General features: G+C 73.7%; 29 protein-coding genes and 1 tRNA gene. 16 read left to right on the forward strand and 14 right to left on the reverse strand.

Going from position 1 to position 22,599, the window contains the following annotated elements; genetic code table 11:
* From LG632_RS10245 to LG632_RS10265, 5 genes are all read left to right on the forward strand, one after another.
* Positions 1-185, forward strand: a 185-nt coding sequence (locus tag LG632_RS10245) for a hypothetical protein (protein ID WP_226726597.1), incomplete at its 5' end; no start/stop codon positions are given.
* A 120-nt stretch (positions 186-305) separates the two neighbouring features.
* Complete coding sequence (locus tag LG632_RS10250) at positions 306-737, forward strand: roadblock/LC7 domain-containing protein (RefSeq protein ID WP_374203448.1); 432 nt, start codon at positions 306-308, stop codon at positions 735-737.
* Positions 738-877: 140 nt separating this feature from the next.
* Positions 878-1,207: a DUF742 domain-containing protein gene (locus LG632_RS10255; RefSeq protein WP_226726652.1), complete on the forward strand. Its 330-nt coding sequence runs from the start codon at positions 878-880 to the stop codon at positions 1,205-1,207.
* Positions 1,185-1,853, forward strand: a complete 669-nt coding sequence (locus tag LG632_RS10260; RefSeq protein ID WP_226726598.1) for a GTP-binding protein — start codon at positions 1,185-1,187, stop codon at positions 1,851-1,853. Before LG632_RS10255 ends, LG632_RS10260 begins: the two co-directional genes overlap by 23 nt.
* Positions 1,850-2,401 carry a GAF domain-containing protein gene (locus LG632_RS10265; RefSeq protein ID WP_226726599.1) on the forward strand — a complete coding sequence of 184 codons (552 nt, stop codon included), beginning with the start codon at positions 1,850-1,852 and terminating at the stop codon, positions 2,399-2,401. Before LG632_RS10260 ends, LG632_RS10265 begins: the two co-directional genes overlap by 4 nt.
* Before the next feature lie 32 nt (positions 2,402-2,433).
* Here LG632_RS10265 and LG632_RS10270 read toward each other — a convergent pair whose 3' ends face one another.
* Together LG632_RS10270 and LG632_RS10275 are read right to left on the reverse strand one after the other, a co-directional pair.
* Positions 2,434-3,345: a transketolase family protein gene (locus LG632_RS10270; RefSeq protein ID WP_226726600.1), complete on the reverse strand. Its 912-nt coding sequence runs from the start codon at positions 3,343-3,345 to the stop codon at positions 2,434-2,436.
* A 15-nt stretch (positions 3,346-3,360) separates the two neighbouring features.
* The gene (locus LG632_RS10275; RefSeq protein WP_226726601.1) at positions 3,361-4,062 is read right to left on the reverse strand and encodes a thiamine pyrophosphate-binding protein; all 702 of its coding nucleotides are present in this window, start codon (positions 4,060-4,062) and stop codon (positions 3,361-3,363) included.
* 133 nt (positions 4,063-4,195) lie between these two features.
* Between LG632_RS10275 and LG632_RS10280 the strand changes: the two genes are divergently transcribed.
* Both LG632_RS10280 and LG632_RS10285 read left to right on the forward strand, forming a co-directional pair.
* Positions 4,196-4,269, forward strand: a tRNA-Pro gene (locus LG632_RS10280).
* Positions 4,270-4,439: 170 nt separating this feature from the next.
* Positions 4,440-5,846, forward strand: coding sequence for a phosphatase PAP2 family protein (locus LG632_RS10285; RefSeq protein WP_226726602.1), 1,407 nt, complete (start codon positions 4,440-4,442; stop codon positions 5,844-5,846).
* Positions 5,847-5,871: 25 nt separating this feature from the next.
* Here LG632_RS10285 and LG632_RS10290 read toward each other — a convergent pair whose 3' ends face one another.
* From LG632_RS10290 to LG632_RS10310, 5 genes are all read right to left on the reverse strand, one after another.
* On the reverse strand, positions 5,872-7,119 hold the full coding sequence (locus tag LG632_RS10290; protein WP_226726603.1) for a cytochrome P450: 1,248 nt from the start codon (positions 7,117-7,119) through the stop codon (positions 5,872-5,874).
* Between the two features lie 73 nt (positions 7,120-7,192).
* A complete protein-coding gene (locus LG632_RS10295; protein ID WP_226726604.1) occupies positions 7,193-8,002 on the reverse strand; it encodes an ABC transporter permease in 810 nt (269 codons plus the stop codon).
* On the reverse strand, positions 7,999-8,955 hold the full coding sequence (locus tag LG632_RS10300) for an ATP-binding cassette domain-containing protein (RefSeq protein ID WP_226726605.1): 957 nt from the start codon (positions 8,953-8,955) through the stop codon (positions 7,999-8,001). The genes LG632_RS10295 and LG632_RS10300 overlap by 4 nt, the downstream gene beginning before the upstream one ends.
* Before the next feature lie 192 nt (positions 8,956-9,147).
* Positions 9,148-9,984: a DUF4097 family beta strand repeat-containing protein gene (locus LG632_RS10305; RefSeq protein WP_226726606.1), complete on the reverse strand. Its 837-nt coding sequence runs from the start codon at positions 9,982-9,984 to the stop codon at positions 9,148-9,150.
* A gap of 167 nt (positions 9,985-10,151) precedes the next feature.
* The gene (locus LG632_RS10310) at positions 10,152-10,739 is read right to left on the reverse strand and encodes a hypothetical protein (protein WP_226726607.1); all 588 of its coding nucleotides are present in this window, start codon (positions 10,737-10,739) and stop codon (positions 10,152-10,154) included.
* Positions 10,740-11,009: 270 nt separating this feature from the next.
* Here LG632_RS10310 and LG632_RS10315 point away from each other — a divergent pair, with 270 nt between their 5' ends.
* The 4 genes from LG632_RS10315 to LG632_RS10330 all read left to right on the forward strand — a co-directional run bounded on the left by LG632_RS10315 (position 11,010) and on the right by LG632_RS10330 (position 14,584).
* Positions 11,010-12,311, forward strand: coding sequence for a cytochrome P450 (locus tag LG632_RS10315; RefSeq protein ID WP_226726608.1), 1,302 nt, complete (start codon positions 11,010-11,012; stop codon positions 12,309-12,311).
* Between the two features lie 122 nt (positions 12,312-12,433).
* On the forward strand, positions 12,434-12,997 hold the full coding sequence (locus tag LG632_RS10320; protein ID WP_226726609.1) for a hypothetical protein: 564 nt from the start codon (positions 12,434-12,436) through the stop codon (positions 12,995-12,997).
* A 10-nt stretch (positions 12,998-13,007) separates the two neighbouring features.
* A complete protein-coding gene (locus tag LG632_RS10325) occupies positions 13,008-13,607 on the forward strand; it encodes a hypothetical protein (protein WP_226726610.1) in 600 nt (199 codons plus the stop codon).
* An 11-nt stretch (positions 13,608-13,618) separates the two neighbouring features.
* Positions 13,619-14,584: an LLM class F420-dependent oxidoreductase gene (locus LG632_RS10330; RefSeq protein ID WP_226726611.1), complete on the forward strand. Its 966-nt coding sequence runs from the start codon at positions 13,619-13,621 to the stop codon at positions 14,582-14,584.
* Positions 14,585-14,650: 66 nt separating this feature from the next.
* Here the strand turns inward: LG632_RS10330 and LG632_RS10335 are convergent, their stop codons facing one another.
* The 4 genes from LG632_RS10335 to LG632_RS10350 form a co-directional block, all read right to left on the reverse strand.
* The gene (locus LG632_RS10335; RefSeq protein WP_226726612.1) at positions 14,651-15,424 is read right to left on the reverse strand and encodes a metallophosphoesterase family protein; all 774 of its coding nucleotides are present in this window, start codon (positions 15,422-15,424) and stop codon (positions 14,651-14,653) included.
* Complete coding sequence (locus LG632_RS10340) at positions 15,421-15,675, reverse strand: hypothetical protein (protein WP_226726613.1); 255 nt, start codon at positions 15,673-15,675, stop codon at positions 15,421-15,423. Before LG632_RS10340 ends, LG632_RS10335 begins: the two co-directional genes overlap by 4 nt.
* Complete coding sequence (locus LG632_RS10345) at positions 15,672-16,628, reverse strand: nucleotidyltransferase family protein (protein WP_226726614.1); 957 nt, start codon at positions 16,626-16,628, stop codon at positions 15,672-15,674. The genes LG632_RS10340 and LG632_RS10345 overlap by 4 nt, the downstream gene beginning before the upstream one ends.
* Before the next feature lie 116 nt (positions 16,629-16,744).
* On the reverse strand, positions 16,745-16,900 hold the full coding sequence (locus tag LG632_RS10350) for a DUF6131 family protein (RefSeq protein WP_226726615.1): 156 nt from the start codon (positions 16,898-16,900) through the stop codon (positions 16,745-16,747).
* A 290-nt stretch (positions 16,901-17,190) separates the two neighbouring features.
* On the opposite strand from LG632_RS10350, the gene LG632_RS10355 reads away from it, so the two are divergent.
* Positions 17,191-17,751 (forward strand): hemerythrin domain-containing protein, encoded by a 561-nt coding sequence (locus LG632_RS10355; RefSeq protein ID WP_226726616.1) that lies wholly within the window; start codon positions 17,191-17,193, stop codon positions 17,749-17,751.
* On the forward strand, positions 17,729-18,451 hold the full coding sequence (locus LG632_RS10360) for a UdgX family uracil-DNA binding protein (RefSeq protein ID WP_226726617.1): 723 nt from the start codon (positions 17,729-17,731) through the stop codon (positions 18,449-18,451). Before LG632_RS10355 ends, LG632_RS10360 begins: the two co-directional genes overlap by 23 nt.
* A gap of 97 nt (positions 18,452-18,548) precedes the next feature.
* Here the strand turns inward: LG632_RS10360 and LG632_RS10365 are convergent, their stop codons facing one another.
* On the reverse strand, positions 18,549-19,082 hold the full coding sequence (locus LG632_RS10365; RefSeq protein ID WP_226726618.1) for a hemerythrin domain-containing protein: 534 nt from the start codon (positions 19,080-19,082) through the stop codon (positions 18,549-18,551).
* 94 nt (positions 19,083-19,176) lie between these two features.
* Complete coding sequence (locus LG632_RS10370; protein ID WP_226726619.1) at positions 19,177-19,422, reverse strand: hypothetical protein; 246 nt, start codon at positions 19,420-19,422, stop codon at positions 19,177-19,179.
* Between the two features lie 162 nt (positions 19,423-19,584).
* Between LG632_RS10370 and ku the strand changes: the two genes are divergently transcribed.
* Complete coding sequence (gene ku, locus LG632_RS10375) at positions 19,585-20,595, forward strand: non-homologous end joining protein Ku (RefSeq protein ID WP_226726620.1); 1,011 nt, start codon at positions 19,585-19,587, stop codon at positions 20,593-20,595.
* 50 nt (positions 20,596-20,645) lie between these two features.
* Here ku and LG632_RS10380 read toward each other — a convergent pair whose 3' ends face one another.
* Positions 20,646-21,182: a PadR family transcriptional regulator gene (locus tag LG632_RS10380; RefSeq protein ID WP_226726621.1), complete on the reverse strand. Its 537-nt coding sequence runs from the start codon at positions 21,180-21,182 to the stop codon at positions 20,646-20,648.
* 89 nt (positions 21,183-21,271) lie between these two features.
* Between LG632_RS10380 and LG632_RS10385 the strand changes: the two genes are divergently transcribed.
* Positions 21,272-21,865 carry a hypothetical protein gene (locus LG632_RS10385; RefSeq protein WP_226726622.1) on the forward strand — a complete coding sequence of 198 codons (594 nt, stop codon included), beginning with the start codon at positions 21,272-21,274 and terminating at the stop codon, positions 21,863-21,865.
* A 139-nt stretch (positions 21,866-22,004) separates the two neighbouring features.
* Positions 22,005-22,424: a CBS domain-containing protein gene (locus LG632_RS10390; protein WP_226726623.1), complete on the forward strand. Its 420-nt coding sequence runs from the start codon at positions 22,005-22,007 to the stop codon at positions 22,422-22,424.
* The last annotated feature ends 175 nt before the right edge of the window (positions 22,425-22,599 follow it).

Here is a 22,599-nt window from a genome sequence, read left to right on the forward strand (position 1 = left end):
CGGCGCCCGAACCCCGGCCTCCGCTGCCGCGCCGCCGGGCCCAGTCCCATCTCGCCCCGCAGCTGCGCGACACCCCCGCGCCGCGCCGCCCTGCCGCCGACGACGCCGAGGCCCCCGTGCACGACCCCCAGCTCATGGCGGCCTTCCGACGCGGCTTCGGCCGTGCCCAGTCGGAGAGCCCGTAAGCGATGGCCGGTCCTCGTCGTGCCCCCCGCGCCTCTCCGCCCGCCCCTGCCCCCGCCCCCGCCCACAGCCCCAGCGACAGCCACGAGACCCCCCGCGATCCGTACGAGGAGCACCTGCCCATGGCCGGCGAAACGATGACCACGACCAGTCAGCTGTCCGACCTCGACTGGCTGCTCAGCGGCCTGGTGCAGCGCGTGCCGTACACCCGTAGCGCCGTGCTCCTGACCAACGACGGCCTGGTCACCTGCCACCACGGGCTCGACGCCGACAGCGCCGACCACATGGCCGCCCTGGCCTCCGGCCTCTACTCCCTCGGCCGCAGCGCCGGCGCCCGGTTCGCCGACGGTGCCGAGGTCCGGCAGGTCGTGGTCGAGCTCGACTCCGCCCTGCTCTTCGTCTCGGCCGCCGGTTCGGGCACCTGTCTGGCGGTCCTCGCCGATCGGGAGGCCGACGCCGGGGTGCTCGGCTACGAGATGGCGATGCTGGTCAAGAGCGTCCGCCCGTACCTCGCGGCACCGCCCCGCCGGCCGACCGCCGCGCCGGAGCGGTGACCGCCATGAGCGCCACGAGGGCCACGGGCGCCACGAGCGCCGTCCGGGCCGCGAGAGCCGCGAGAGCCACCGGCACCGGCACCGGCACGCGAACCGGTCCCCGCGACACCCCCTGGCTGGACGACTCCGCCGGCCGCGTCATGCGCCCGTACACCGCCACCTCCGGCCGGACCCGCCCCGACGTGGCCCTGGACCTGCTGTCGCTGGTCAGCGCCACCGGAGTACGGCCGCGTACGGCGCTCGGCCCGGAGCACAGCCATGTGCTCCGGCTGTGCGCGGCGGCCGCCGCGCCGTCCGTCGCCGAGGTGGCCGCGCAGCTGCGGCTCCCGGCCGTCGTGACCAAGGTGCTGCTGGGCGACCTGATGCGCTACGGCGCCGTCACGGCCCGCGCGCCCCGCTTCCTGAACGACCCTGCCGACGACCTGACTCTGCTGAGGGCGGTGCTCGATGGACTGCGCAGACGTCTGTGAGGCCGGGCCCGGCACCCGGCCGCTGCCCGCCCCGGAGGGGCGCGGCGCCCAGGGGCCCGGCCCGGACCGCTCCGCGCCCCCGCCCGCCACCTTGAAGATCCTGGTCGCGGGTGGGTTCGGTGCGGGCAAGACCACCTTCGTCGGAGCCGTCAGCGAGATCGAGCCGCTGTGCACGGAGGAGCTGCTCACCGGCCTGAGCGAGGCCGACGACCCGCTGGAGGGGGTCGAGTCGAAGACGGCCACGACCGTGGCGCTGGACTTCGGCCGGATCACCCTGGACTCCCGGCACGTCCTCTATCTCTTCGGCACGCCCGGGCAGCAGCGCTTCTGGTTCCTGTGGGAGGAACTGTGCGCGGGCGCCCTCGGCGCGGTGGTCCTCGCCGACACCCGCCGGCTGGCCGACTGCTTCCCCGCCGTCGACTTCTTCGAACGCCGGGGCATCGGTTTCGTCCTCGCCGTCAACGAGTTCGACGGCGGCCACCGCTACACGGCCGACGAGGTGCGTGAGGCGGTCGGGCTCGCGCCCGAGGTGCCCGTCGTTCGGTGCGACGCGCGCCTGGCGAGCTCCGGCACGAGGGCCCTGGCCGCCCTCGTCCACCATCTGCTGACCACCGCCAGGCATCCGCGATCGGGGGGACCGACATGACGTACTACGAATCCACCGGACACCTGCTGCTGACCCCCGTGGACCGGGAGGCGCCCGCCCGGGTGCTCCGGTTGCGCGAACTAGGGCTCGGGGACCGGGTCGACGCCGACCTGGACGCCTTCGCCCGGCGCGTCGCGCGCACGCTCGGCGCGCCGTACGCGGGGGTCAACTTCATCGACGAGGAACGGCAGTTCTTCGCCGGGCTGCACCACGCCCCGGACGCGCCGCCCAGCGGCTATCCGGCCCGGGTCCTGGCCCGTGACCACGGGTACTGCCCGCACGTGGTGGTCCGGCGGCGGGCGCTGGTGCTGGAGGACGTCCGCGACTTCGCGCGCTTCGCGGGGAACGCCGTGGTGGACGAGAGCGGGGTGCGCTCGTACCTCGGCGCGCCGCTCGTGGACCGCCAAGGGGTGGTGCTGGGGACCGTGTGCGCGGTGGACGTCACCCCCCGCCGCTGGGGGACGGAGGGGCTGGGCACGATCAAGTCGCTGGCCGCCGACCTGGTCGCGGACTTCCACGCCCGGGAGGACGCCCTGCGAGCCGGTTGAGCCACCGGCCCGGGCGCCCGCCGCCCGGGCCCTCAGCGCCGGGCGCCGGACTGCCGGAAGGCGGTGATCCGCTCGCGCAGGGAGCGGGGGTCCAGGCCGTGGGCCGCGGTGTGCTCCTCGACGGTGCCGTAGCGGCGCAGCTCGGCGCGGCCGACGCCGAGGCCCAGCACCCGGTGCGGGAGGTCCGCCAGGGCGTCGTTCGCGGCCGCCGTCGAGGTGCCCGCCAGGTACGGCTCGACCAGGACCACGTCCGCCGGACCGGTCCCGACCGCCGCCCGCAGCGCGGCGGAGTCGAAGGGCCGGACCGTGGTCGCGTAGAGCACGGTCACGTCCATGCCCTCGGTCGCGGCGAGGACGTCGTCCAGCGTGGGTCCGACCGCGAGCACCACCCCGTCCGACCCCTCCCGGACGGTCAGGAAGCCGGCGCCGTCGACCGGCCTGGGGGCGCCGTTGGACAGCTGGGAGAGCCGGACGTACACCTTTTCGTCCCCGTCGGCGTACGCGTGCCGCAGCAGCGCCTCCGCCTCGTCCGGGTGGCCGGGGACGTGGATCGTCCAGCCGTCCAGGGTGTCCAGCAGCGCCACGTCGCCGGGTGACATGTGCGTGAACCCGCCGGCCGGCCAGTCGTACGAGGCGCTGGCACTGACCAGGACCCCGCCCGTGCCCTGGTGCCCGAAGTCGAGCTTGACCTGCTCGAACGGCCGCTCCACCAGGAAGCTGGCGAAGGTGTGCATGACCGGGCGCAGGCCGGTCAGCGCGAGGCCGCCGCCCACCCCGACGAGCAGCTGCTCGCGGATGCCGACGTTGATCACCCGCTCCGGGTGCGCCCGCTGGGCGGGGCGGAAGCCGTCCATGCTGATCTCGGCCAGCACGAGGGCCAGCCGCGGATCCTCGTCCAGCAGGTGCGACGTGACGGTGATGAAGCGTTCACGCATGGTGTCCATGGATGTGTCTCCCCCTCAGGCCTTCTTCTCGACACGGGCGACGACGGCGTGCGGCCGGCCCGGGTGCGGCGCGGTGAAGGCGGCGTACAGCGCCGCGTGGTCCCGGCCGTCCACGCTCACGGCCGACCAGCCGGCCGCCTCGAACCGGGAGGCGATCCCGCCCCGCCAGCCGTGGGTGGCCGAGTCGTTGTCGATCACGACCGTGTGCAGCCGCTCCAGTCCGGCGGAGCCGGCGTAGGCGATCGCCTCGTGGTTGCTGCCCTCGTCGAGTTCGGCGTCCCCGATCAGCGTCCACACCGCCGGCTCGCCGAGCCCCTGGGCGCGCAGTCCCAGCGCACTGCCGACCGCGAGCGGCAGGCCGTGCCCGAGCGAGCCGCTGCCGATCTCCACACCCGGTACGAGGGTGCGGTCGGGGTGGTGGCCGAGCGGGGAGTCGTACCCGCCGAATCCGCTGAGCCACTCCACCGGGAGGAAACCCTTCGCGGCCAGCACCGCGTAGTAGGCCATCGGCCCGTGCCCCTTGGAGAGCAGGAACCTGTCCCGCTCCGGGTCCGAGGCGGTGGCGGGCGTCACCCGCAGCACCCGGTCGTAGAGCACCCAGAGCACGTCGAGCGTGGACGTGGCCGCCGGCCCGTGCTTCTCGGCGCCGGTCATACGGGCCATGAGCGGCCCCAGATCCTCGTAGCGGAACCTCGCGTCCGCCGTTGTCTGCGTCATGAAACGATCTTTCAACCTCAACCGAAGTCGAGGTCAACCCCGTCCGCCGCGAAAAGGTGCGCGCGACCACCCGGGGATGTGCGGTATTGTTCTCATGCGCGTTCGCCCGGGGGAAACCCCAGGTCAACGGCATCGGGACGTGGCGCAGCTTGGTAGCGCACTTGACTGGGGGTCAAGGGGTCGCAGGTTCAAATCCTGTCGTCCCGACTCTGCTTTCGCAGGTCGGAGGCCGTTCTCTCATCGCTGGGAGGACGGCCTTTCGTGCGTCCGCCGCGTGGCCGCCCCTCAGGAGTCCGTGTCGGGCGCGGCCGGGGGGTCCGATAGCATGTTCGGACTATTGGTGATCGTCTTCAAGGTAACGGCCGGCTGAAACATTGATGTCTACGAGCTTCGCCGCGCTGCGCCGACCGCGGGTCCTGCTGTGGGCCGCGGCGAGTGCGGTGGCCGTCGGGTTTCTGGTCGCGCTGGAGGTCGCCGCCCGCGGGTACGGCGTGCCGGGGCCGGTCACCATGCAGGCGCGCGAGGTCATCTTCGCACCTCAGTCGGGGACCGTGCTGTACGCCGGCATGGCCCTGATGATGGTGGTGCTCACCTGGCGGCAGAGGTTCCTCGCCGTCGGGGCCGCGATCGGGATCGACGTCGTCTTCTGGCTGGTGCGGCGGGCCGTCGGCGCCGAGATGATGTTCGGCAACGGCGCCCTGTGGGTGACCCTCGGCTGCGCCGTCCTCGCACTCACCCGCCGCACCGGCCGCGAACGGCTCCTGCTGCTGAAGGGCGTCGGGCTGGCGCTGCTGCTCGTGGCCGGACGCAAGACCGGCTACACCTGGCTGCTGATCACGTCGAAGACCCGCCCGATGGTGCTCGACCAGTACGTGGCGACCGCCGACCACGCCCTGGGCAACCCCTCGTGGGTGGTCGGGCGGCTGGTGGAGGCCACCGGCGCGGTCGGCGCGAACGTCCTCGAATGGGTGTACATACAGCTGGCCGTCGCCGCGGTCGCCGTCGCGCTGTACCAGCTGCGCCACGTGGCGACCGAGCGCCGCCTGCCCACCCATCACCTGGTGCGCACCTTCCTCGTCATCGGCCTGCTCGGGCCGGGCATCTACATGATCTTCCCGGTGGTCGGGCCGATCTTCGCCTACGGCGCCGACGGCGGCCACTGGGCGGTGGCCGACCTGTGGCCGAACACGACGCCGCCGGTCGGCACGCCCCTGCCGATGCCGTTCGACGAGGTCACCCCCCGCAACTGCATGCCCAGCCTGCACACGGCGTGGGCCACCGCGATCTTCCTGCACTCCCGCAAGGGTCCACGGGCGCTGCGCTATGCAGGAACGTTTTGGCTGATCGCCACGCTCGGCGCGACGCTCGGCTTCGGCTACCACTACGGCGCGGACATCGTCGCCGGCGTGGTGTTCACGCTCACGATCGAGGCGGGGCTGCGCGCGTTCGACCGGGGCTGGGACCCGGCGGGCATCCGGCTGGTCGCCCATGGCGCCCTGGTCTTCGCCGCGCTGCTGGTCGCCTACCGCTGGCTGCCGCAGGAGATGGCCGCACTTCCCTGGCTCTTCGGGCCGCTGGTCCTGCTGGCGATGAGCTCGGTGATCTACGGCTACGCGCGCACGACCAGGCGGTGGGAGCGGCAGGAGCTGCCGGCGGGCCTGCCGGGTCAGCGGCGGCGAGCGCTCGCCGGAGCGGGGACCGGGACCCGACCCGGCGCGGAGCCGGACTCCGACCCGGACCCGGGCCCGGAGTCGGAGTTGGTGCGGTCCAGCTCGCGCCTGTGAAGGCCGCCCCGCGCTCGTCGCGGGGTCAGGGCGTGTCCCAGGTGACCGGCAGACGGTGCACGCCGTAGATGTTCATGCCCGTCCGCAGCGGCACCTCCTCGGCCGGCACGGCCAGCCGGAGGGTCGGGAAGCGGCGCAGGAGCGCCGGCAGGGCCACCGTCAGTTCGACGCGTGCCAGCTGGGCTCCCAGGCACTGGTGGATCCCGTGCCCGAAGGCGAGGTGGCCGGTCGCCTTGCGGCGCAGGTCGAGCACGTCCGGGTCCGGGAAGCGGGCCGGGTCGCGGTTCGCGGCCTCGTAGGACAGCGTGACGCTCTCGCCCGCCCTGATCAGCCGGCCCTCCACCTCGACGTCCTCCAGCGCGGACCGCACGCTCGTGGGGGCCACGGTCAGGTACCGCAGCAGCTCCTCGACGGCCTGGGGCGCCAGGTCCGGGTCCGAGCGCAGGGCCTCGGCCTGCTCCGGCTCGGCGAGCAGCGCGAACGTGCCGTGGGAGATCATGTTGGCCGTGGTGTCGAGCCCGGCCGCGAGCAGGAAGCCACCGATGCCGACGAGCTCCTCGTCGGTCAGGTCGGAGTCCCGGGCCAGGTCGCCGAGCAGGTCGTCCGAGGGCTCGGCGCGCTGGGCCGCCACCAGCTCCGCCATGTACTCCTGGAGCCCGGTCATCGCGGCGTACCGTTCCTCCGGGGCCACGTCCATCGTCATCACCGTGTCCGCGTGCCGCTGGAACCGCTCGCGGTCGGCGTACGGCACGCCCAGCAACTCGCAGATGACGAGGGCGGGCAGCGGCCGGGCGAAGGCCTCGACGAGGTCGGTGCCGGGGCCCTGGCGCTCCAGCGCGTCCAGGTGCTCGGCGGTGATCTCCTCGACGCGCTCGGTGAGCAGGCGCATCCGGCGGACCGTGAACCGGCCCATCAGGAGCCGCCGGAAGCGGGTGTGCTCGGGGGCGTCCATGCCCGTCATGTCGCCGACCGGCGCGGGCGGGAGCGGGCCGTCGGGGGCGCCCTCGGGGAAGGGGTGGTGCATCAGCTCGTAGCGGGAGCTGAACCGCGGGTCGCCCAGGACCGCCCGCACCGCGGCATGGCCGGTGGCCAGCCAGCCGCTGTGGCCGTCGGGGTACGTCATCCGGGTCAGCGGGGCCCGCTCGCGCAGCTCGGCCAGTCCGGCGGGCGGGTCGAAGGGGCAGCCGGCGGCGCGCCGGGTGGGGAGGGTGACGGGCTCGGCGGGGTCGATGGGCTCGGTGGGCTCGGGGCGCGGCGTTGCTTCGTGCTGCATGGGGTGCTCCAGGTGGCTCGGGGTGCCGAACGGGTGGGTAGAGCGGGTCAGCGGTGCAGGTCAGCGGTGCGGGTCAGCGGTGCGTGGTGCGGGTGAAGGCGGAGCGGGCCCAGAGGTAGCCGGCCAGGGTGAGGCCGGCGCACCAGGCGACGGCGACGTAGCCGCTGGAGCCGATGCCGGTGCCCGTCAGCAGCCCGCGCAGGGTTTCGATCACCGGGGTGAACGGCTGGTACTCGGCGAACCAGCGCAGCCCGGCCGGCATCGAGTCGGTCGGCACGACGGCGCTGCCGAGGAACGGCAGGAAGGTCAGCGGCAGCGGGATGTTGCTCGCCGACTCCGGGGTCCTGGCGATCAGCCCGACGGCGGCCGACACCCAGGTCAGCGCCAGGGTGAGCAGGGTGAGCAGGCCGAGCGCGGCGGCCCACTCGACGAGGGAGGCGTCGGGGCGGAAGCCCATGGCGACCGCGGCGACGATCACCACGGCGATGGCGGCCAGGGTCTGGACGGTGCTGCCGACGACGTGCCCGGTCAGGAACGCGGCGCGCGAGAGGGACATCGTGCGGAACCGGTTGACGATGCCCTCGGTCATGTCGACGCAGACGCCGACCGCCGTGGCCACGGCCCCGGACGTGGCGGCCATCAGGATGATCCCGGGTGCGACGTAGTCGATGTACTCGGTGCCCGAGCCCGTGCCCGCGCCGCCGGTGGGCGCCCCCGCGATCCCGGCGCCGAGCGCGCCGCCGAAGGCGTAGTTGAAGAGCAGCAGCATCATCATCGGCATCAGGACGACGGAGAAGGTCATCGCCGGATAGCGCAGCGCGTGCTTGGCATTGCGCCGCAGCATCGTCAGCGAGTCGCTGACGGCGTACGAGAAGGTGCTCATCGGGCCATCTCCGCGGTGGTGTCGGGGGTTCCGTGACCGGTGAGGGTCAGGAAGACGTCGTCGAGGTCGGGGGTGTGCACGGTCAGGGACTCGGCCTGGACCGCCGCGTCGTCCAAAACGTCGAGCACGGCGCGCAGGGCCGGGATGCTGCCGTCGCTGGGGATGCGCAGCGTCAGTTCCTCGGGATCGCGGGCCGCGGCGCGGAACTGCCCGGCGGCGGAGTCGAGTTCGGCGAGGCTCGCGAACCGCAGCCGGATGTGCCCGCCCGGCACGATGCGCTTGAGCTCCTCGGCGGTGCCCTCGGCGACGAGCCGCCCGTGGTCGAGCACGGCGATGCGGTCCGCGAGTTGGTCGGCCTCCTCGAGGTACTGCGTGGTGAGGAGGACGGTCACCCCGTCGGCGACGACGAGATCGCGGATGATCTCCCACATGGTGCGCCGGCTGCGGGGGTCGAGCCCGGTGGTCGGCTCGTCGAGGAAGATGATGCGGGGGTCGCCGACCAGCGTCATCGCCAGGTCGAGCTTGCGGCGCATGCCGCCGGAGAAGGTGGACACCGGCTTGCGGGCGGCCTCGGTGAGGTCGAACCGCCGCAGCAGCTCGGCCGCCCGCCGGCGGCCCTCGCGGCGGGGCAGGTGCCGCAGGTCGGCCATGAGGAGGAGGTTCTCCTCGGCGGTCAACAGGTTGTCGAGGGCCGCGAACTGGCCGGTGACCCCGATCAGGGACCGTACGGCCGCCGCCTCCCGCCGGAGGTCGTGGCCGCCGATCCGGGCCTCGCCGGCGTCGGCGGCCACGAGCGTCGAGAGGATCTCGACGGTGGTGGTCTTGCCGGCGCCGTTGGGGCCGAGGAGGGCGAAGACCGACCCCTTGGGGATGGTCAGGTCGATGCCGTTCAGGACGGACTTGTCGCCGTAGGACTTGCGCAGGCCGCGGGCGGAGATCGCTGTGGTGGTCATGGACGACCGCTCCTCAGATGTAATTTCGCATGTGACATTTCATTGGGCGTTACATGTCCGGACGTGGGAGGCTCCGCTCGTGCGAGGGGTGCCCGGGCGCCGTGGTGCGCCCGGGGGTGGGCGGGGGCGGGGGACCGGTGGTCGGGCCAGGTCGCCTCGCCGCTCGATGAGGGCGGCGGCGACGGCTGGTCGTCAGGCGCGGCGGATGACGATGTCGCCGATGCTCGTGCGGGCGTGGATCTCGACGGTCTCCTCGGCGCCGCCCGGTCCGTCGGCGGCACCGAGGGCGTTGCGGACGGTGCCGAGCTTCGAGTTGACGTCCAGCCAGGCCGCGGAGGACCGCCGGATGCCGATCTCCAGGTCACCGGCGGCGGCCTGGAGCTGCACGACGCCGCGCGCGACGTCGTGCAGCCGGATGGCGCCGTTGGCGGACCTGGCCTCGACCGAGCCGTGCGCGACGCCGACCGTGATGTGACCGTTGGCGTTGTTCACCTTGAGGTCCCCGGTGACCGCGCCGATCGTCGTCTCGCCGTTGCCGTTCTTGACCGTCGCCGCGCCCGCGATCTCCGCGACGTCGATCCGGCCGGCCCCGATGATCTCGGCGTCGCCGGTCGCGCGGCCGATGCGGATGTCCCCGTGCTCGGTCCGCAGGGTGACGACGCCCGCCTCGTCGAGGCGGATGTCCCCGAGGGAGGTCTTGACGTGGCAGTCGCCGAGCGGTCCTTCGCAGACGTGGTCGCCCATCGGGGAGGTGCTGCGCAGGTGCGAGCCGGCGGGCAGTTCGAGGGTGACGTCGATGGAGCCGGTCCTGCCGAACAGGGAGCGCTTCTTGGGGCCCTTGACGGTCAACGTCCCGTTGGCGTACGTGACCTTGGTCTGCTGGGCGGCGCGTACGTCGGCCTCCTCGGTGCCGTTGCTCGGGAGGACCTCGACGACCGTGTCGCGGCGCTCGGACGCGCGGACGCGCACGTCGGCGATGTCGAATTCCAGGACCGCGGTGATCGGTGCGGGGGTGTCGTAAGAAGGCATGGCTGTCCCGTCCTGTGGGCTCCCGAAGGGGGAGCGCTGGAGTGTGGTGGAGGGCCGGAGCGCGGGCAGGGCCCGCCGGGCGGCCCGGCCGCCCGCCCGGTCGGGGGGCGGCCGGGCGGTACGGGCGGCCGGGCGGACCCGGCCGTACGCCGCCCCGCCGGGCTGGCCTAGCGGACCCAGCCGCGGTAGCTCTGGCCGGTGCGGGGGCTGCGGGTGGGCGCCGCCGCCGGCGCGCCCGCGGGCGCCGTGCCCGCGGCGCCGCCCGGTTCCAGGGCGAGGGCCACGGCGCGGACCAGCCAGGCGTTGACGGACAGCCCCTCCTGCCCCGCCGCGTCCTCCACCCGGGCCTTGAGGTGGGCCGGGAGGCGGAAGTTGATGCGGGCGGTGCCGCCTTCGTCGGCGTCCGGCGCCAGGGGTGCCGATGGCGCCACGGGTGGCACCACAGATGGCGCCAAGGATGACGCCATCGGCCGTGCCATGTCGCCCACCCCCGGGCCGGTCGCCTCCGGTGCGGGCGGCGGCGTCACGACGAATTCGGGGTCGAGCCCCCGCAGTCGAACGTCCACGGAGCCCGGCGCCAGGTCCCGGGTGATCTCCTCCGAGGCCGCGGACAGCGCGTTGAGAAGAGTGAGCCGGGCGGCCGACTCCAGGGGCGCGGTCAGCCGTTCGGCCAGGGTGCGGGCTTCGTCCCCGCCGGCATCGGCGGCGACCGCCAACTCGTGGCGGAGGTGGTCGACGTAGGGGGTCAGGTCCATGGGTCCATAGTGGCACCACAATGGCGCCATGGCAAGCGAATGTGGCGCCACATGGCGCCATGTGGTGCCAGGGTGGCGCTCGGGTGTGCCGCTGAGGCAGGCAGGGGCGCCGCCGCGCGGCCGGTGGGGGGCTGTTGCGGGCCGCATCCGGCCCCTTACAGTGCGTGATGCGGAGATCGCGGTGATCGCGGTGGTGGCGGTGATCGCGGTGGTGGCAGGGCGTGACCGGCGGGGTCGGTCGGGGAGGGGCGGTGGCGGGTGGAGCGCGTGGTGGCGGAGACCTTCCCCGGCGGCCGCCGGGTTCCCGAGCTGGAGCCCGCCCTCGTCCGCGCATGGCGGGCCGGGGGAGGGGAGCTGGTCCACCTCTTCGCGCGGGCGCGCGAACGGCTCGGCGGCATCGCCGCGTTCCGGCTCGGCGACGCGCACCCCACCGTCCTCGTCACCGACCCCCGGGCCGTCCAGCACGTGCTGGCGCTGCGGGCCGACCGGTACGTGAAGCGCTCGCACCGCGCCCGGCTGCTGATCGGCGACGGCGTCCTCGCCGCGACGGGCGAAGCCTGGCAGCGCCAACGCCGCCTGCTGCAGTCGCAGTTCACCGGCCGCGGCATGCGCCGCCACGAGCAGCGGATCGCCGGGGCCGCCCGGACCACCGCCGCGCGCTGGGCGGCGTACGCCCGCACCGGCGAGGTGTTCGACGTCGGCGACGAGATGCGCCGCTTCGCGCTCGACACCATCTGGCGCTCCTTGACCGGCCACGCACTCGACGCCGCCACCGAGCGCGAACTGTCAGCCGTACCCGCCGTGGTGGCCGCCCTGCCGCAGCTGCCCGCGGACGGCACCGCCACCCCGGACGCCGTCGCCGCCGACCTGGCCCGCATCGACGCCGTGGCACACCGCGCCCTCGCCGCCGCCCGCACCGGCTCGGCCGGTCCCGACGGGCCGGGCCTGCTGCACGTCCTGCTCGACGCGGCCGGGACACGGCCCGAGTACACCGACCGGCTGATCCGCGACGAGCTGGTCACCCTCCTCGTCGCCGGACACGAGACCACGGCCTCGACCCTCACCTGGCTCCACCTCCTGCTGGACCGGCACCCGCGGGCGCGCCGGCGGGCACTCGCCGCCGGTCCCGCCGGCTCCCCGGCGCGGCGCCGGGCCGTGCAGGCGCTCGTCCACGAGACGCTGCGCCTGTATCCGTCCGCCTGGATACTGCCGCGCTGCGCCGCCGAGGACGACGTCCTCGCCGGCTACCGGGTCGAGGCCGGCACCGACGTGCTGGTCTGCCCCTACCTCACCCACCGGGACCCCGAGCTGTGGCCGGACCCGGACCGCTTCGACCCGGCCCGGTTCACCGCGCCCGGCGGCCGCCCCTCCCACCCGGGGAGCTACTACCCCTTCGGGGTCGGGCCGCGGGCCTGTCTCGGTCTGCAGTTCGCCCTGCGCGAGTCGACCGCCCTGCTGGAGCACCTCCTGCCCCGGTACGCCCCGCGGTTGCTGTCCGTGCCCGCCGGGGCGGCGTACGGCATCACCGTCCGCCCGGACGGTCCCGTGCCGGCCACCCTCACCCAGGACTGACCACCCCGTCCGGGACCGACCGGCTTCGCGGGGCGGCTGCGGCCCGGTCGCCGGGGGCGCGTTTGGCACCGCAGCGCCCGGGCAGGCGCCGGGAACCATCGACCGAGGCCCTGGAGGACGCGATGTCGACCGGAACCTTGCTTGCCATCATCATCCCCTCCGCGGTCGTACTGATCGCCCTCGTCGTGGGGCTTTGGATGTTCTTCCGGCACCGCCGGCTGCAACGGGAGTTCGGCACGGAGTACGAACGCGTCCTGGACGAGACGGGCGGCACGCTGGCGGCCGACCGCGAACTGCGCTCCCGCCAGCAGCGGCACGACGACCTCGACCTGCGCGACCTTCCGGCGGACACCCGGCGGCAGTACGCGGAGGCCTGGACCCGGGTCCAGGAGCACTTCGTGGACCAGCCCGACGAGGCGGTCGACGAGGCCGACGCCCTGGTGACCCGGGTGATGCGGGAGCGCGGCTATCCCACCGAGGGGTACGAGCAGCGCGTGCGTGACCTCTCCGTCGAGCACGGACGGACGCTGGAGCACTACCGCAGCGCGCACGAGGTGCACGAACGCCAGACCCAGGGCCGCGCCACGACCGAGGAACTGCGCGGCGCGATGGTCCACTACCGGGCCCTGTTCGACGAGCTCCTGGTCCCCGCGGGGCCGGCCGGCAGGAACGACACACGCGAATGAGGTGAGCACGATGCGGCACGAGAGCGAGTCCGGGGCCGGCACGGCGGGAGCGGGCGGCGACGCACTGACGACCGAGGACCTGGCGAACCCCGGCACCTCGAACGACACGGGCACGGACATGGGCACGGGGACGGGCGCGGGTGCGGACACCGACACGGGCACCGACACCGCGCTCGACACGGGCGCCGGCTCCGCCACGGGCACCGACACCGGCTCCGGCACCGGATCCGGTACCGCGGTCTACCCGGGTGAGGCGACGGCGTACGACCGTGACGACGTGAGCGGCACCGGCGGGAGCGACGACAGCGCCGAGGGCAGCGGCGGCGGCGACCTCGCCGACGAGGAACCGCTGATGTCGGAGTCCCGGGCCGCGGACTTCCGCGACCAGTGGAGCAACATCCAGGGCGGCTTCGTCGACGACCCCAAGGAGGCCGTCCACGCGGCGGACGCCCTGGTCGCCTCCGTGATGCAGCACCTGGCCAGCAGCTTCGCCGAGCACAAGGAGTCGCTGGAGAAGCAGTGGCAGAGCGGTGAGGAGGTCGCGACCGAGGACCTGCGCCTCGCCCTCCAGCGCTACCGGTCCTTCTTCAACCGCCTGCTCAGCACCTGAGGTGGTGCGCAATGGTGCGCATCGGCTACACGATGATGACCGAGCAGGCCGGACCGCGGGAGCTGGTGGAGCACGTGGTGGGGGCCGAGCGGGCGGGCTTCGACTTCTCCGTCGCCTCCGACCACGCCTTCCCCTGGCTGGACGCCCAGGGACACTCCCCGTACGCGTGGAGCGTCCTGGGCGCCGCGGCCCAGGCGACCACCCGGATCCCGCTGATGACGTTCGTGACCTGCCCGACGTTCCGTTACCACCCCGCGGTGGTCGCGCAGAAGGCGGCCACGATGCAGCTGCTGTCCGAGGGCCGCTTCCGGCTCGGCCTGGGCTCCGGCGAGAACCTCAACGAGCACATCGTGGGCGCGGGCTGGCCGGCCGCCCCGGTCCGGCTGGAGATGTTCGAGGAGGCGGTGGTGATCATCCGCGCCCTCCTCGCCGGCGGCCCGGTCAACCACCACGGCACCCACTACGACGTCGACAACGCCCGGCTCTGGGACCTGCCCGAGGAGCCGCCGCCCCTCGGCATCGCCGCCTCCGGGCCGCGCTCCTGCGCGATCGCGGGGGAGTACGGCGACCTGCTCGTGGCGGTCGAACCCAGCCGCGAGCTGGTGAGCGCCTTCGGCGAACGGGGCGGCGCGGGCAAGCCGTGCGTCGGGCAACTGCCCGTCTGCTACGACCGCGACCGCGATGCGGCGGTCGCCCGGGCCCACGAGCAGTTCCGCTGGTCCGTGGGCGGCTGGGAGGTCAACGCGGAACTCCCCGGTCCGGCCGGGTTCGCCGCCGCCACCCGGCACACCCGCCCCGAGGACCTCGCGGACACCATCCCGTGCGGGGACGACGTCGACGCCGTCGTGGAGGGCGTACGGGAGTACGCGGAGGCCGGTTTCACGGAGATCGCGCTGGTCCAGATCGGCGGCGACCAGCAGGGCCCGTTCCTGGAATGGGCCGAGGCCAAGCTGCTGCCCGCGCTGCGGGAGCTGTGAGGGCGGGGCGGCCCCGCAGGCGCCGACGTAACGGCTGCCGACGTAACGGCTGCCGACGTAACGGCTTTACGGGGCCGCCGTGGCCCGGCCGTGGTTGCCCAGGTGGTACACGGCGAAGGCCCGGTCGATGACCGCCATGGCGACGTTGCGGACCGGGATACCGCCGCCGGTCATGCCGTGCTCGGTGCCCAGGTGCGCGTGGCCGTGGACCGCGAGGTCGGCGCCCTCCGCGTCCATGGCCTCGGCCAGGAGGTAGCTGCCGAGGAACGGGTAGATCTCAGGGGGTTCACCGGCCAGGGTGTCGGGCACCGGCGCGTAGTGCGTGAGCGCGATGAGCAGGTCGCTGCCCGCTTCCCGCAGCTCCCGCAGGGCCTGTCCCAGCCCCTCGGCGCAGGCCCGGGTGTACTGCATGAACGACTTCATCTCCGGTTCGCCGAACTCGCTGCCGCTGCGTCCGGCGAAGCCACCGCAGAAGCCCTTGGTCCCGGCGATCCCCACCTTGGTCCCGTCGATGTCCAGGAGGACGCCGTCGCCCTCCAGCACCCGGATCCCGGCGGCCTGGAGTTCCTCGGTGACGGCCTTCTCCTGGTCGCTGTGGTAGTCGTGGTTGCCGAGCACGGCGACCACGGGCACCGGCAGGCCGGCCGCTTCGGCGGCCACCACCCGGGCCTCCTCCCGGGTGCCGTGCCGGGTCAGGTCACCGGCCAGCAGCAGCAGGTCCGCGTGGCGCGCCAGGGTGTCGAAGGCCGGACGCAGCAGCCCGGCGCTGTCCGGCCCGAGGTGGATGTCCCCGACGGCCGCCACCCGGACCGTGCCCGTCCGCTCGCTCGTGCCAGTCATGCCAGCTCCTCGGCGTAGTCGGGTGGCGTGGGACGGCTCACGACGAGGTCGGCGTACCAGTCGAGGCCCGCCAGTTCCTCCGCGACGACGATCAGGATGGCCGACCGGGCGTGTTCGTCGTTCACATGGCCCCGGACGACCGCACGGGCCCCGTGCATCTCGACGTGGACGCCGAGCTCCGCCTCGTCCTCCAGGGCCAGCCGGTCACGGAGCCGGCCGATGCGGTACTCGATGATCTCGGCCGTGTTCATGGGCGGTGCTCCGTCCTGTCGCTCCCGGTCACGCTCCTGGCGTCGGTGCCGTAGTACTCGGTGCCGTTCGTGTCCGTTCCGCTCTGGGCCGTCCCGTTCTGGGCCGTCCCGTTCTGGGCCGTCCCGTTCTGGGCCGTCCCGTTCTGGGGCGTCCCGTTCCTGTCGGTGGCGCTCCGGTCCGTCCCGTTCCTGTCCATGCCGCTCGCGGCGCTGCCCTCCTTGCCGTTCCAGGACGGCGCGCCGGTGTCCTCGGCGCGCTCGATGACGCGGAGCCGACCGAGCAGGTGCAGGAAGGCGTCGGCGAGCGGGGAATCGCGGTGGGCCCGTTCCAGCCGGTCCCAGTCGATCTGCTCGCGCAGCATCCGGGCCATCGGCAGCAGTTCGCCGAAGTCGCAGTAGTGCTCGCACAGCGCGGCCAGCCGGCTGTCCATCAGGTCGGTCGGCGCCAGGACCGGCATCCACACCGAGTCCACCGCCTTGACCGTCGCCCGGTCGAGCAGCTCCGTACTCACCGGGCGCCGGGCGAGCTGGAAGATCAGGTCGATCTCCTCCCCGCCCGACCGGCCCTTGACCAGCCAGTCCTCGGGCGCCCTGCGCATGCGGATGCCGCCCGCCTCCAGCGCCTCGATCACCGCGTCGGCGTCCTCGGGCCGTACGCAGAAGTCCGTGTCGTGCTGGAACGTGGCGGGCAGGCCGTGGGCGAACGCCGCCACGCTCCCGGCCAGGGCGAACGGCCGCCCGGACCGTTTCAGCAGGGCCGCGACCTGCTTGGTCGTCTCCAGGATCGCCTGCGTGTGGTCCTTGGGCAGCGGCGCTTCCTCGGGAGGCTCGACGGGAACGGCGGTCCCCGGCGGCGCCTGTCCGCCGGGGGCCCGTTCGCTCCGGCCGTTCCCGCTCCCGTTTCCGTCCCCGTGCCCGGAGCCGGAGCCGTGGGTGGTTCGACGAGTGGTCATGGCACTCCTCGCCTGGATCCTGACGGGGACGACCCGGCCCCGCCGCCCTGCGGCAGCGGGCCGGGCACGTCCCGGGGGTCACCGGTCACCAGTCTCGGCCGTCGGTGTCGGCGGCGTCACCAGTAGTGGGTACGGCCTCCCACCGCGTGACCGGCCGCGCCTAGCAGCCACAGGACCAGGCCGATCACGACGAGGATCACACCGATGGTCCACAGGATCGAGATGCCGGTCACGAGACCGACGATCAGCAGAATCACTCCCAGCACAATCATGAGTACCTCCTGGTCCCATGGGCCCCCGATCGGGGGACCCCCTGCGTCTACCACCGTTGCGGCTTCTCATGCGTCCGGACGCCCGTGGTCTGTACCCGAAAGCCCCAGCTCGCGGGTTCTCGCCCCCTGCTGGCCGGCGCGCCCGCTCCCAGGCCCTTGCTCCTCGGCGCGGGGCCCCCGGCCCTCGGCGCGCGGGGTTCCCCGGCGCATGGGGCAGAGATCAGCGGGCAGGCGCCAGCCGAGCGTCCGGGCGGTCGGCCCGGACCCGTACACCAGGAGGAAGACCCACCATGGGACACGGAGGAGACGTGGTGCAGGAGCTCGTCGCCGACCACGACGAGGTCAAGGACTACTTCCAGCAGCTCGCGAAGGCCACCGAGCCGGAGCGGCGCCGTGAGATCGCCGACCAGCTCACCATCGAGCTCGTCCGCCATTCCGTGGCGGAAGAGCAGCACCTCTATCCGGCCGTCCGCGAGCACCTCGAAGACGGCGACCGCATCGCCGACAAGGAGATCGCCGACCACTCCGCGGCCGAGGAGGAGATGAAGCGCCTGGAGTCGCTGGACGCCGCCGGCGAGGAGTTCACCCAGTGCGTGGTCCGGCTCCGCGCCGAGGTCCTCGCCCACATCAAGGACGAGGAGGAGAACCTCTTCCCGGCGCTGCGGCGGAACTGCCCGCAGCAGACCCTGGACGAACTCGGCGAGTACATCCGGCGGGCCAAGGAACTGGCCCCGACCCGGCCCCACCCGTCCAGCCCCTCCAAGCCCCCGGCCAACAAGCTCCTCGCGCCGGGCCTCGGGCTGGTCGACCGCGCACGGGACTTCGTCAGTGGCCGGGGCAAGACCTCCTGAGCGGGCGCCGGAGCGGGCGCCGGAGCAGGCGTACGACGCCGGTCCGTTCCTTCCGGCGCGCGGCGGGCTCGCCGCGCACCGGAAGGCGGCGGCCGGGTGCCGGGGCTGCCCGCTGTACGAGGGCACCACGGGCACGGTCTTCGGGGCCGGCGACGCCTCCGCCCGGCTGATGCTGGTCGGCGAACAGCCGGGAGACCAGGAGGACCGCAGGGGCGAGCCGTTCGTCGGACCGGCCGGCGGGCTGCTGCGCAGGGCGCTGGCCGAAGCGGGCCTGGACATGGACGAGGCCTACGTCACCAACGCCGTCAAGCACTTCAAGTACGTCCGGCCGGCCGGGGCCTCGGCCGTGTCCGGGTCCGCCGCTCCCGCGGGCGGCGGCAAGCGCCGCATCCACAAGCAGCCCAACCTGCGCGAGCTGTCGGCCTGCCGGCCGTGGCTGACCGCCGAGCTGCGGCTGGTGGACCCGGAGCTGGTGGTCGCCCTCGGCGCGACCGCCGGCAAGGCCCTGTGGGGCTCCGGCTTCCGGGTCGGCGAACGCCGGGGACTGCTGGTCCCCCTTCCCGACCTGGACGGCACGCCGCTGCACGGGCAGGGGCTCGCCACGATCCATCCCTCGGCCGTGCTGCGGGCCGAGGACCGCGAGGCGCTGTACCAAGGACTGGTGGAAGACCTGCGCACGGCCGCCCGGGCTCTGACCTGACCTGACGGGCCGGGGCCGTGGGCCGTGGGGGGAGGGGAGGGGCGGGGGGCAGGCGCAGAGGAGCCGTCCGCTCACACGCCGAAGGCGAGGGCTCGGCTCACGCCGCCAGGGCGTCCGCCACCCTGCGCAGGAGGGGCTGGCGCGGGCGGGCCGGGGCCTTCTCGCGGACCTCGGCCATCCGGGAGCCGATGGCCTGCAATTCCTTGCGGCCCAGCGACTCCCGCACCCGCGGGAACCACTGCTGCTCCTCGGACTGCATGTGCCGCTCCACGGCGTCCGCCATCACCCGTGCCTTGGCGTCGAAGGACTCGTCCTCGGGCTTCATGCCGGCCAGCTCAGCGGCCAGTACGTCCGCCACGTGGTGCTCCTCGTGGAACTCCAGGACCAGGGAGTCCGTCTCCGGTACGAGCCTGCGCACCAGGGGGTACACGACTTCTTCCTCGACGTAGGTGTGGACGGTCAGCTCGTGGAGCAGTTCGTCCATGACCTCGCCGCGGCCGCCGGTGTCCGCGGCCGTTCCTTCCCCGGCCCGCCCGGTGCCCGGCCCGCCGCCCGCGGCCCGGTACGCGCGGATCAGCTTGCGGATCCGCCGGTGGTCCTCCCGCAGCATCACGATCGCGTCGGTGGACATGGCCGCCTCCTCGGGGCGTGGCCGGACTGTCGGGTGGCGCCTTCCCGCGGGACCGCCCCGGCATGCCGCCGGAGGCGGTTCCGCCGCGCCGGTGTCAGCGGTCGTCGCGCAGGTCGTCCAGGTCCTCCTCGCCCAGGTCGCGCATCACGTCGCGCATCGTCGCGTCCTCGCGGCCGCGCTCGTGCGTAATCTCCTCGGGCGTACGCGGCCGGCCGCCCGTGCGCAGCTGGTCCGGCTCCGGCGAGCGTCCCCGGATCTGCTCCTCGCGGCCCTTGCCCGGCGACTGCCGCTTCTCGCTCATGCCGCCGCTCTGTTCCCGCTGCTCCTTGTCGCCCCGCATGACGGTTCACGCTCCTTGCTGCGCCCCCGTGACGTCACCCCGTGCTGATACGCGGCGGCTAACCCTCCTGGCGCGGCGTAAACCCGCCTCGGACCACGGTTTTCCCCCGTGCCGCCGGGCAGACGCCCCGGCAGCGGCGACACGGCGGAGGCGGTGAGCAGCATGGCCCGACCGGTATGGACGGGGGTCCTCACCTTCGGGCTGGTGAGCGTCCCGATCGGCGTGTACACGGCGACCGACAGCCACACCCCGCACTTCCACCAGCTGCAGCGCGGCACCGCCGACCGCATCCGCAACCGCCGGGTGAACGAGCGCACCGGCAAGGAGGTCGATGCCGACGACATCGTGAAGGGCTACGACGTGGGGGAGGAGTACGTCGTGGTCGAGCCGGCCGAGCTGGAGGAGATCGCGCCCGGGCGCTCCAAGGCGCTGGAGATCCGGGGCTTCGTCGACCTGGACGAGATCGACCCGATCTTCTTCGACCGGACGTACTACGTCGGCCCGCGGGGCAAGGAGTACGCCACCGTGTACGCCCTGCTCGAACGCGCCCTCGACAAGACGCACCGGGCCGGTGTCGCCACCTTCGTCATGCGCGGCCGCGAGTACCTGGTCGCCCTGAAGTCCGAGGACGGCGTCCTGACCCTGCACACGCTGCACTGGGCCGACGAGATCCGCGACCCGCGCGAGGAGATCCCGGACCTGCCCTCGTCCCGTACGAAGACGGGGGCGAAGGAACTGAAGATGGCGGAACAGGTCGTGTCGGCCCTCGGCATGGCGTGGGATCCCGAGGAGTTCCACGACACGTACCAGGAGAAGGTCGCCGCCCTGATCAAGGCCAAGCAGGCGGGCGAGACGGTGGACAAGGCCGAACCGCCGGCGGAGGCCACCAACGTGGTCGACCTGACCGAGGCTCTGCGCGCGAGCGTGGAACGGGCCCGCGGCGAGCGGAAGCGCACGGGCGCCGGCTCCCGCGCGAAGTCCGGCGCGAGGTCCGGCGCGAGGTCCCGCGCGAAGTCCGGCGCGAAGTCCGGAACGAGGTCCGGCGCGAAGCCCGAGGCGAAGTCCGGAACGAAGACGGCGGGGCGGAGCCGCACCCGGGCGGGCAAGGGCACGAAGAGCCGCACGGAGCCGGGGGCGAAGAAGCGCACGTCCACGTCCGGCAAGGCCGCCTGAGCCGGGGCGGGCGCGCGGCCGCCCTCCGCCACGCCGGGAGTGCGGCCGGCTCAGGGCGCGGCGGGCGGCTGCCGCTCCGCCAGCTGCTCCTGGGCCCACTCGGCCCAGGCCCGCTGCGTGGCGCTCGCGCGCAGGCCCCACTCCATGGCGATCCGGCCGTAGACGGACAGCGGGTCGTCCCCCTGGGCCACGGTCCTGCCGAGCTCGACGAGCCGCTCGTGCCGTTCCGCGGCGAGTTCGGCCTGGCGGCGCAGGTAGGCCAGGGCTTCGTCGCGTTCGAGCCGGTCGAGGAAGAACACGCGCAGGAGCATGTCGCTGCGGCGCACCTGGGTGGGCTCGACCTCGGTCAGCCAGTGGTGCAGCTCGTCGCGCCCGGCGTCCGTGATCGCGTATTCCTTGCGCCCGCGGGGCCCCTCGGCGGCGACGGCCACCAGGCCGCCCTTCTCCAGCTTGCCCAGCTCCCCGTAGAGCTGGCTCTGCGTGGCGGGCCAGACGTTGGCGAGCGACAGGTCGAAGGTGCGCAGCAGGTCGTAGCCGCTGGCCGGTCCACCGGCGAGCAGGCCGAGCACGGCGTGGCGAAGGCTCATGCTCTCACATTACATCTTTGACAGGTCAGCACAGGACCCTCTAGTTTCGACATGTCACTCATGGAATGTCGTCCCGAGAGGGTGTTCTCGTGCTCGGTCACCTCCGCTCGTTCCTGCCCTGGATCGCCTTCGCGGTCCTCAGTACCAACGGCCAGTACCGGTACGGCGCCCTCGCCGGCTTCCTGCTGGCGGTCGGCCTCGTGGTGGTGGACCGCCGCGCCGGACGCCCGTGGGACGCGCAGATCATCGAGCTCAGCTCCGCCGTCTTCTTCGGCGCCCTCGCGGTGGCGGCCTTCGCCGTGCGGCCTGCGCCCCTCGGCGACTACGGGCCGGCCGCCTCGGTGGGGTGGCTCGCCCTCACCGCGTGGGGATCGCTCGCGATACGGCGGCCGTTCACGCTCGGCATCGCCCGGACCATGGCGCCGCCGGAGGCGCACGGCACCCCGCTGTTCCTCCGCGCCAACGCCGTCGTCACGGGCGTCTGGGCCGCGGCCTTCACCGTCAACGCGGCCGTGCTGGCCCTCCTGCTGCACCTCGCCCCGCACGCCACGGCCGCCCTGGTCGTCGTGAAGGTCTGCGGCTTCGCGGTGCCGGCCCTCGTCACCGCCCGCTACGCGCGGTCCACGGCACGCCGAGCCGAATCGGCGCTGCCGACGCGACCGCCGCAACGAGCGCGGGCGTAACCCGTCCCCGCCGCCCCGCCGAAGCCCCCGCCGCCGCCGTCCGGTGGGCCCGGTCGGCCGTTTACCCTGCCCGGCCAGGGGCAGGCGCGCCGCGAGGAAGCCGAAGCGAACGGGAGACTCGGAGAGGAAGGCAGCAGAGATGTCCCAGAAGATCCGCGAGATCATGACCGAGCGGCTGGTCACCACCGCCGACCAGATGCCGGTGGCCGAGGCGGCGCGCCGCATGCGTGACGAGGACATCGGCGACGTCCTCGTCGTCGACGACGGCCACGTCAAGGGCGTCGTCACCGACCGGGACCTCGTCGTACGCGTCCTGGCGGAGGGCAAGGAGCCCGAGACGACGACCGTCGGCGAGGTGTGCAGCGGAGACGTCGTCACCGTCGCGCCGGACGACGACGTCAGCAAGGCCGTCGAGTTGATGCGCTCGCACGCGCTGCGCCGCCTGCCGGTCACCGAGAACGACCGCCTGGTGGGCATCGTCTCCCTGGGCGACCTGGCCGTGGAACGCGACGAGCAGTCCGCCCTGGCGGACATCAGCCGCGCGCAGCCCAACACCTGAGGAATCCACCGGCGCCCGACGCGGGGGCGTCCGGCACGGAACCGCACCCTCGGCCGAGTGGCCGAGGGTGTGGTTCTGTGCGGGCCGGGCGCGCACGGTGCGGATCGGGCGTCCCGCCCGCGTGCGCGTGCTCCGAACTCCCGGCGGTCACCCCGTCCGCGGTGCCGGAAGCGGG

Source organism: Streptomyces antimicrobicus, from assembly GCF_020532625.1.
Lineage (GTDB): Bacteria > Actinomycetota > Actinomycetes > Streptomycetales > Streptomycetaceae > Streptomyces > Streptomyces antimicrobicus.

Coding starts and splice junctions, on each gene's coding strand:
- LG632_RS10380 (WP_226726621.1), bottom strand. CDS start 21,182: ATGAGCCTTCGCCACGCCGTGCTCGGCCTGCTCGCCGGTGGACCGGCC.
- LG632_RS10365 (WP_226726618.1), bottom strand. CDS start 19,082: ATGTCCACCGACGCGATCGTGATGCTGCGGGAGGACCACCGGCGGATC.
- LG632_RS10285 (WP_226726602.1), top strand. CDS start 4,440: ATGTCTACGAGCTTCGCCGCGCTGCGCCGACCGCGGGTCCTGCTGTGG.
- LG632_RS10355 (WP_226726616.1), top strand. CDS start 17,191: ATGGGACACGGAGGAGACGTGGTGCAGGAGCTCGTCGCCGACCACGAC.
- LG632_RS10350 (WP_226726615.1), bottom strand. CDS start 16,900: ATGATTGTGCTGGGAGTGATTCTGCTGATCGTCGGTCTCGTGACCGGC.
- LG632_RS10305 (WP_226726606.1), bottom strand. CDS start 9,984: ATGCCTTCTTACGACACCCCCGCACCGATCACCGCGGTCCTGGAATTC.
- LG632_RS10295 (WP_226726604.1), bottom strand. CDS start 8,002: ATGAGCACCTTCTCGTACGCCGTCAGCGACTCGCTGACGATGCTGCGG.
- LG632_RS10255 (WP_226726652.1), top strand. CDS start 878: ATGCGCCCGTACACCGCCACCTCCGGCCGGACCCGCCCCGACGTGGCC.
- LG632_RS10335 (WP_226726612.1), bottom strand. CDS start 15,424: ATGACTGGCACGAGCGAGCGGACGGGCACGGTCCGGGTGGCGGCCGTC.
- LG632_RS10270 (WP_226726600.1), bottom strand. CDS start 3,345: ATGGACACCATGCGTGAACGCTTCATCACCGTCACGTCGCACCTGCTG.
- LG632_RS10265 (WP_226726599.1), top strand. CDS start 1,850: ATGACGTACTACGAATCCACCGGACACCTGCTGCTGACCCCCGTGGAC.
- LG632_RS10325 (WP_226726610.1), top strand. CDS start 13,008: ATGCGGCACGAGAGCGAGTCCGGGGCCGGCACGGCGGGAGCGGGCGGC.
- LG632_RS10260 (WP_226726598.1), top strand. CDS start 1,185: ATGGACTGCGCAGACGTCTGTGAGGCCGGGCCCGGCACCCGGCCGCTG.
- LG632_RS10370 (WP_226726619.1), bottom strand. CDS start 19,422: ATGCGGGGCGACAAGGAGCAGCGGGAACAGAGCGGCGGCATGAGCGAG.
- LG632_RS10250 (WP_374203448.1), top strand. CDS start 306: ATGGCCGGCGAAACGATGACCACGACCAGTCAGCTGTCCGACCTCGAC.
- LG632_RS10340 (WP_226726613.1), bottom strand. CDS start 15,675: ATGAACACGGCCGAGATCATCGAGTACCGCATCGGCCGGCTCCGTGAC.
- LG632_RS10345 (WP_226726614.1), bottom strand. CDS start 16,628: ATGACCACTCGTCGAACCACCCACGGCTCCGGCTCCGGGCACGGGGAC.
- LG632_RS10390 (WP_226726623.1), top strand. CDS start 22,005: ATGTCCCAGAAGATCCGCGAGATCATGACCGAGCGGCTGGTCACCACC.
- LG632_RS10275 (WP_226726601.1), bottom strand. CDS start 4,062: ATGACGCAGACAACGGCGGACGCGAGGTTCCGCTACGAGGATCTGGGG.
- LG632_RS10310 (WP_226726607.1), bottom strand. CDS start 10,739: ATGGACCTGACCCCCTACGTCGACCACCTCCGCCACGAGTTGGCGGTC.
- LG632_RS10300 (WP_226726605.1), bottom strand. CDS start 8,955: ATGACCACCACAGCGATCTCCGCCCGCGGCCTGCGCAAGTCCTACGGC.
- LG632_RS10320 (WP_226726609.1), top strand. CDS start 12,434: ATGTCGACCGGAACCTTGCTTGCCATCATCATCCCCTCCGCGGTCGTA.
- LG632_RS10330 (WP_226726611.1), top strand. CDS start 13,619: ATGGTGCGCATCGGCTACACGATGATGACCGAGCAGGCCGGACCGCGG.
- ku (WP_226726620.1), top strand. CDS start 19,585: ATGGCCCGACCGGTATGGACGGGGGTCCTCACCTTCGGGCTGGTGAGC.
- LG632_RS10290 (WP_226726603.1), bottom strand. CDS start 7,119: ATGCAGCACGAAGCAACGCCGCGCCCCGAGCCCACCGAGCCCATCGAC.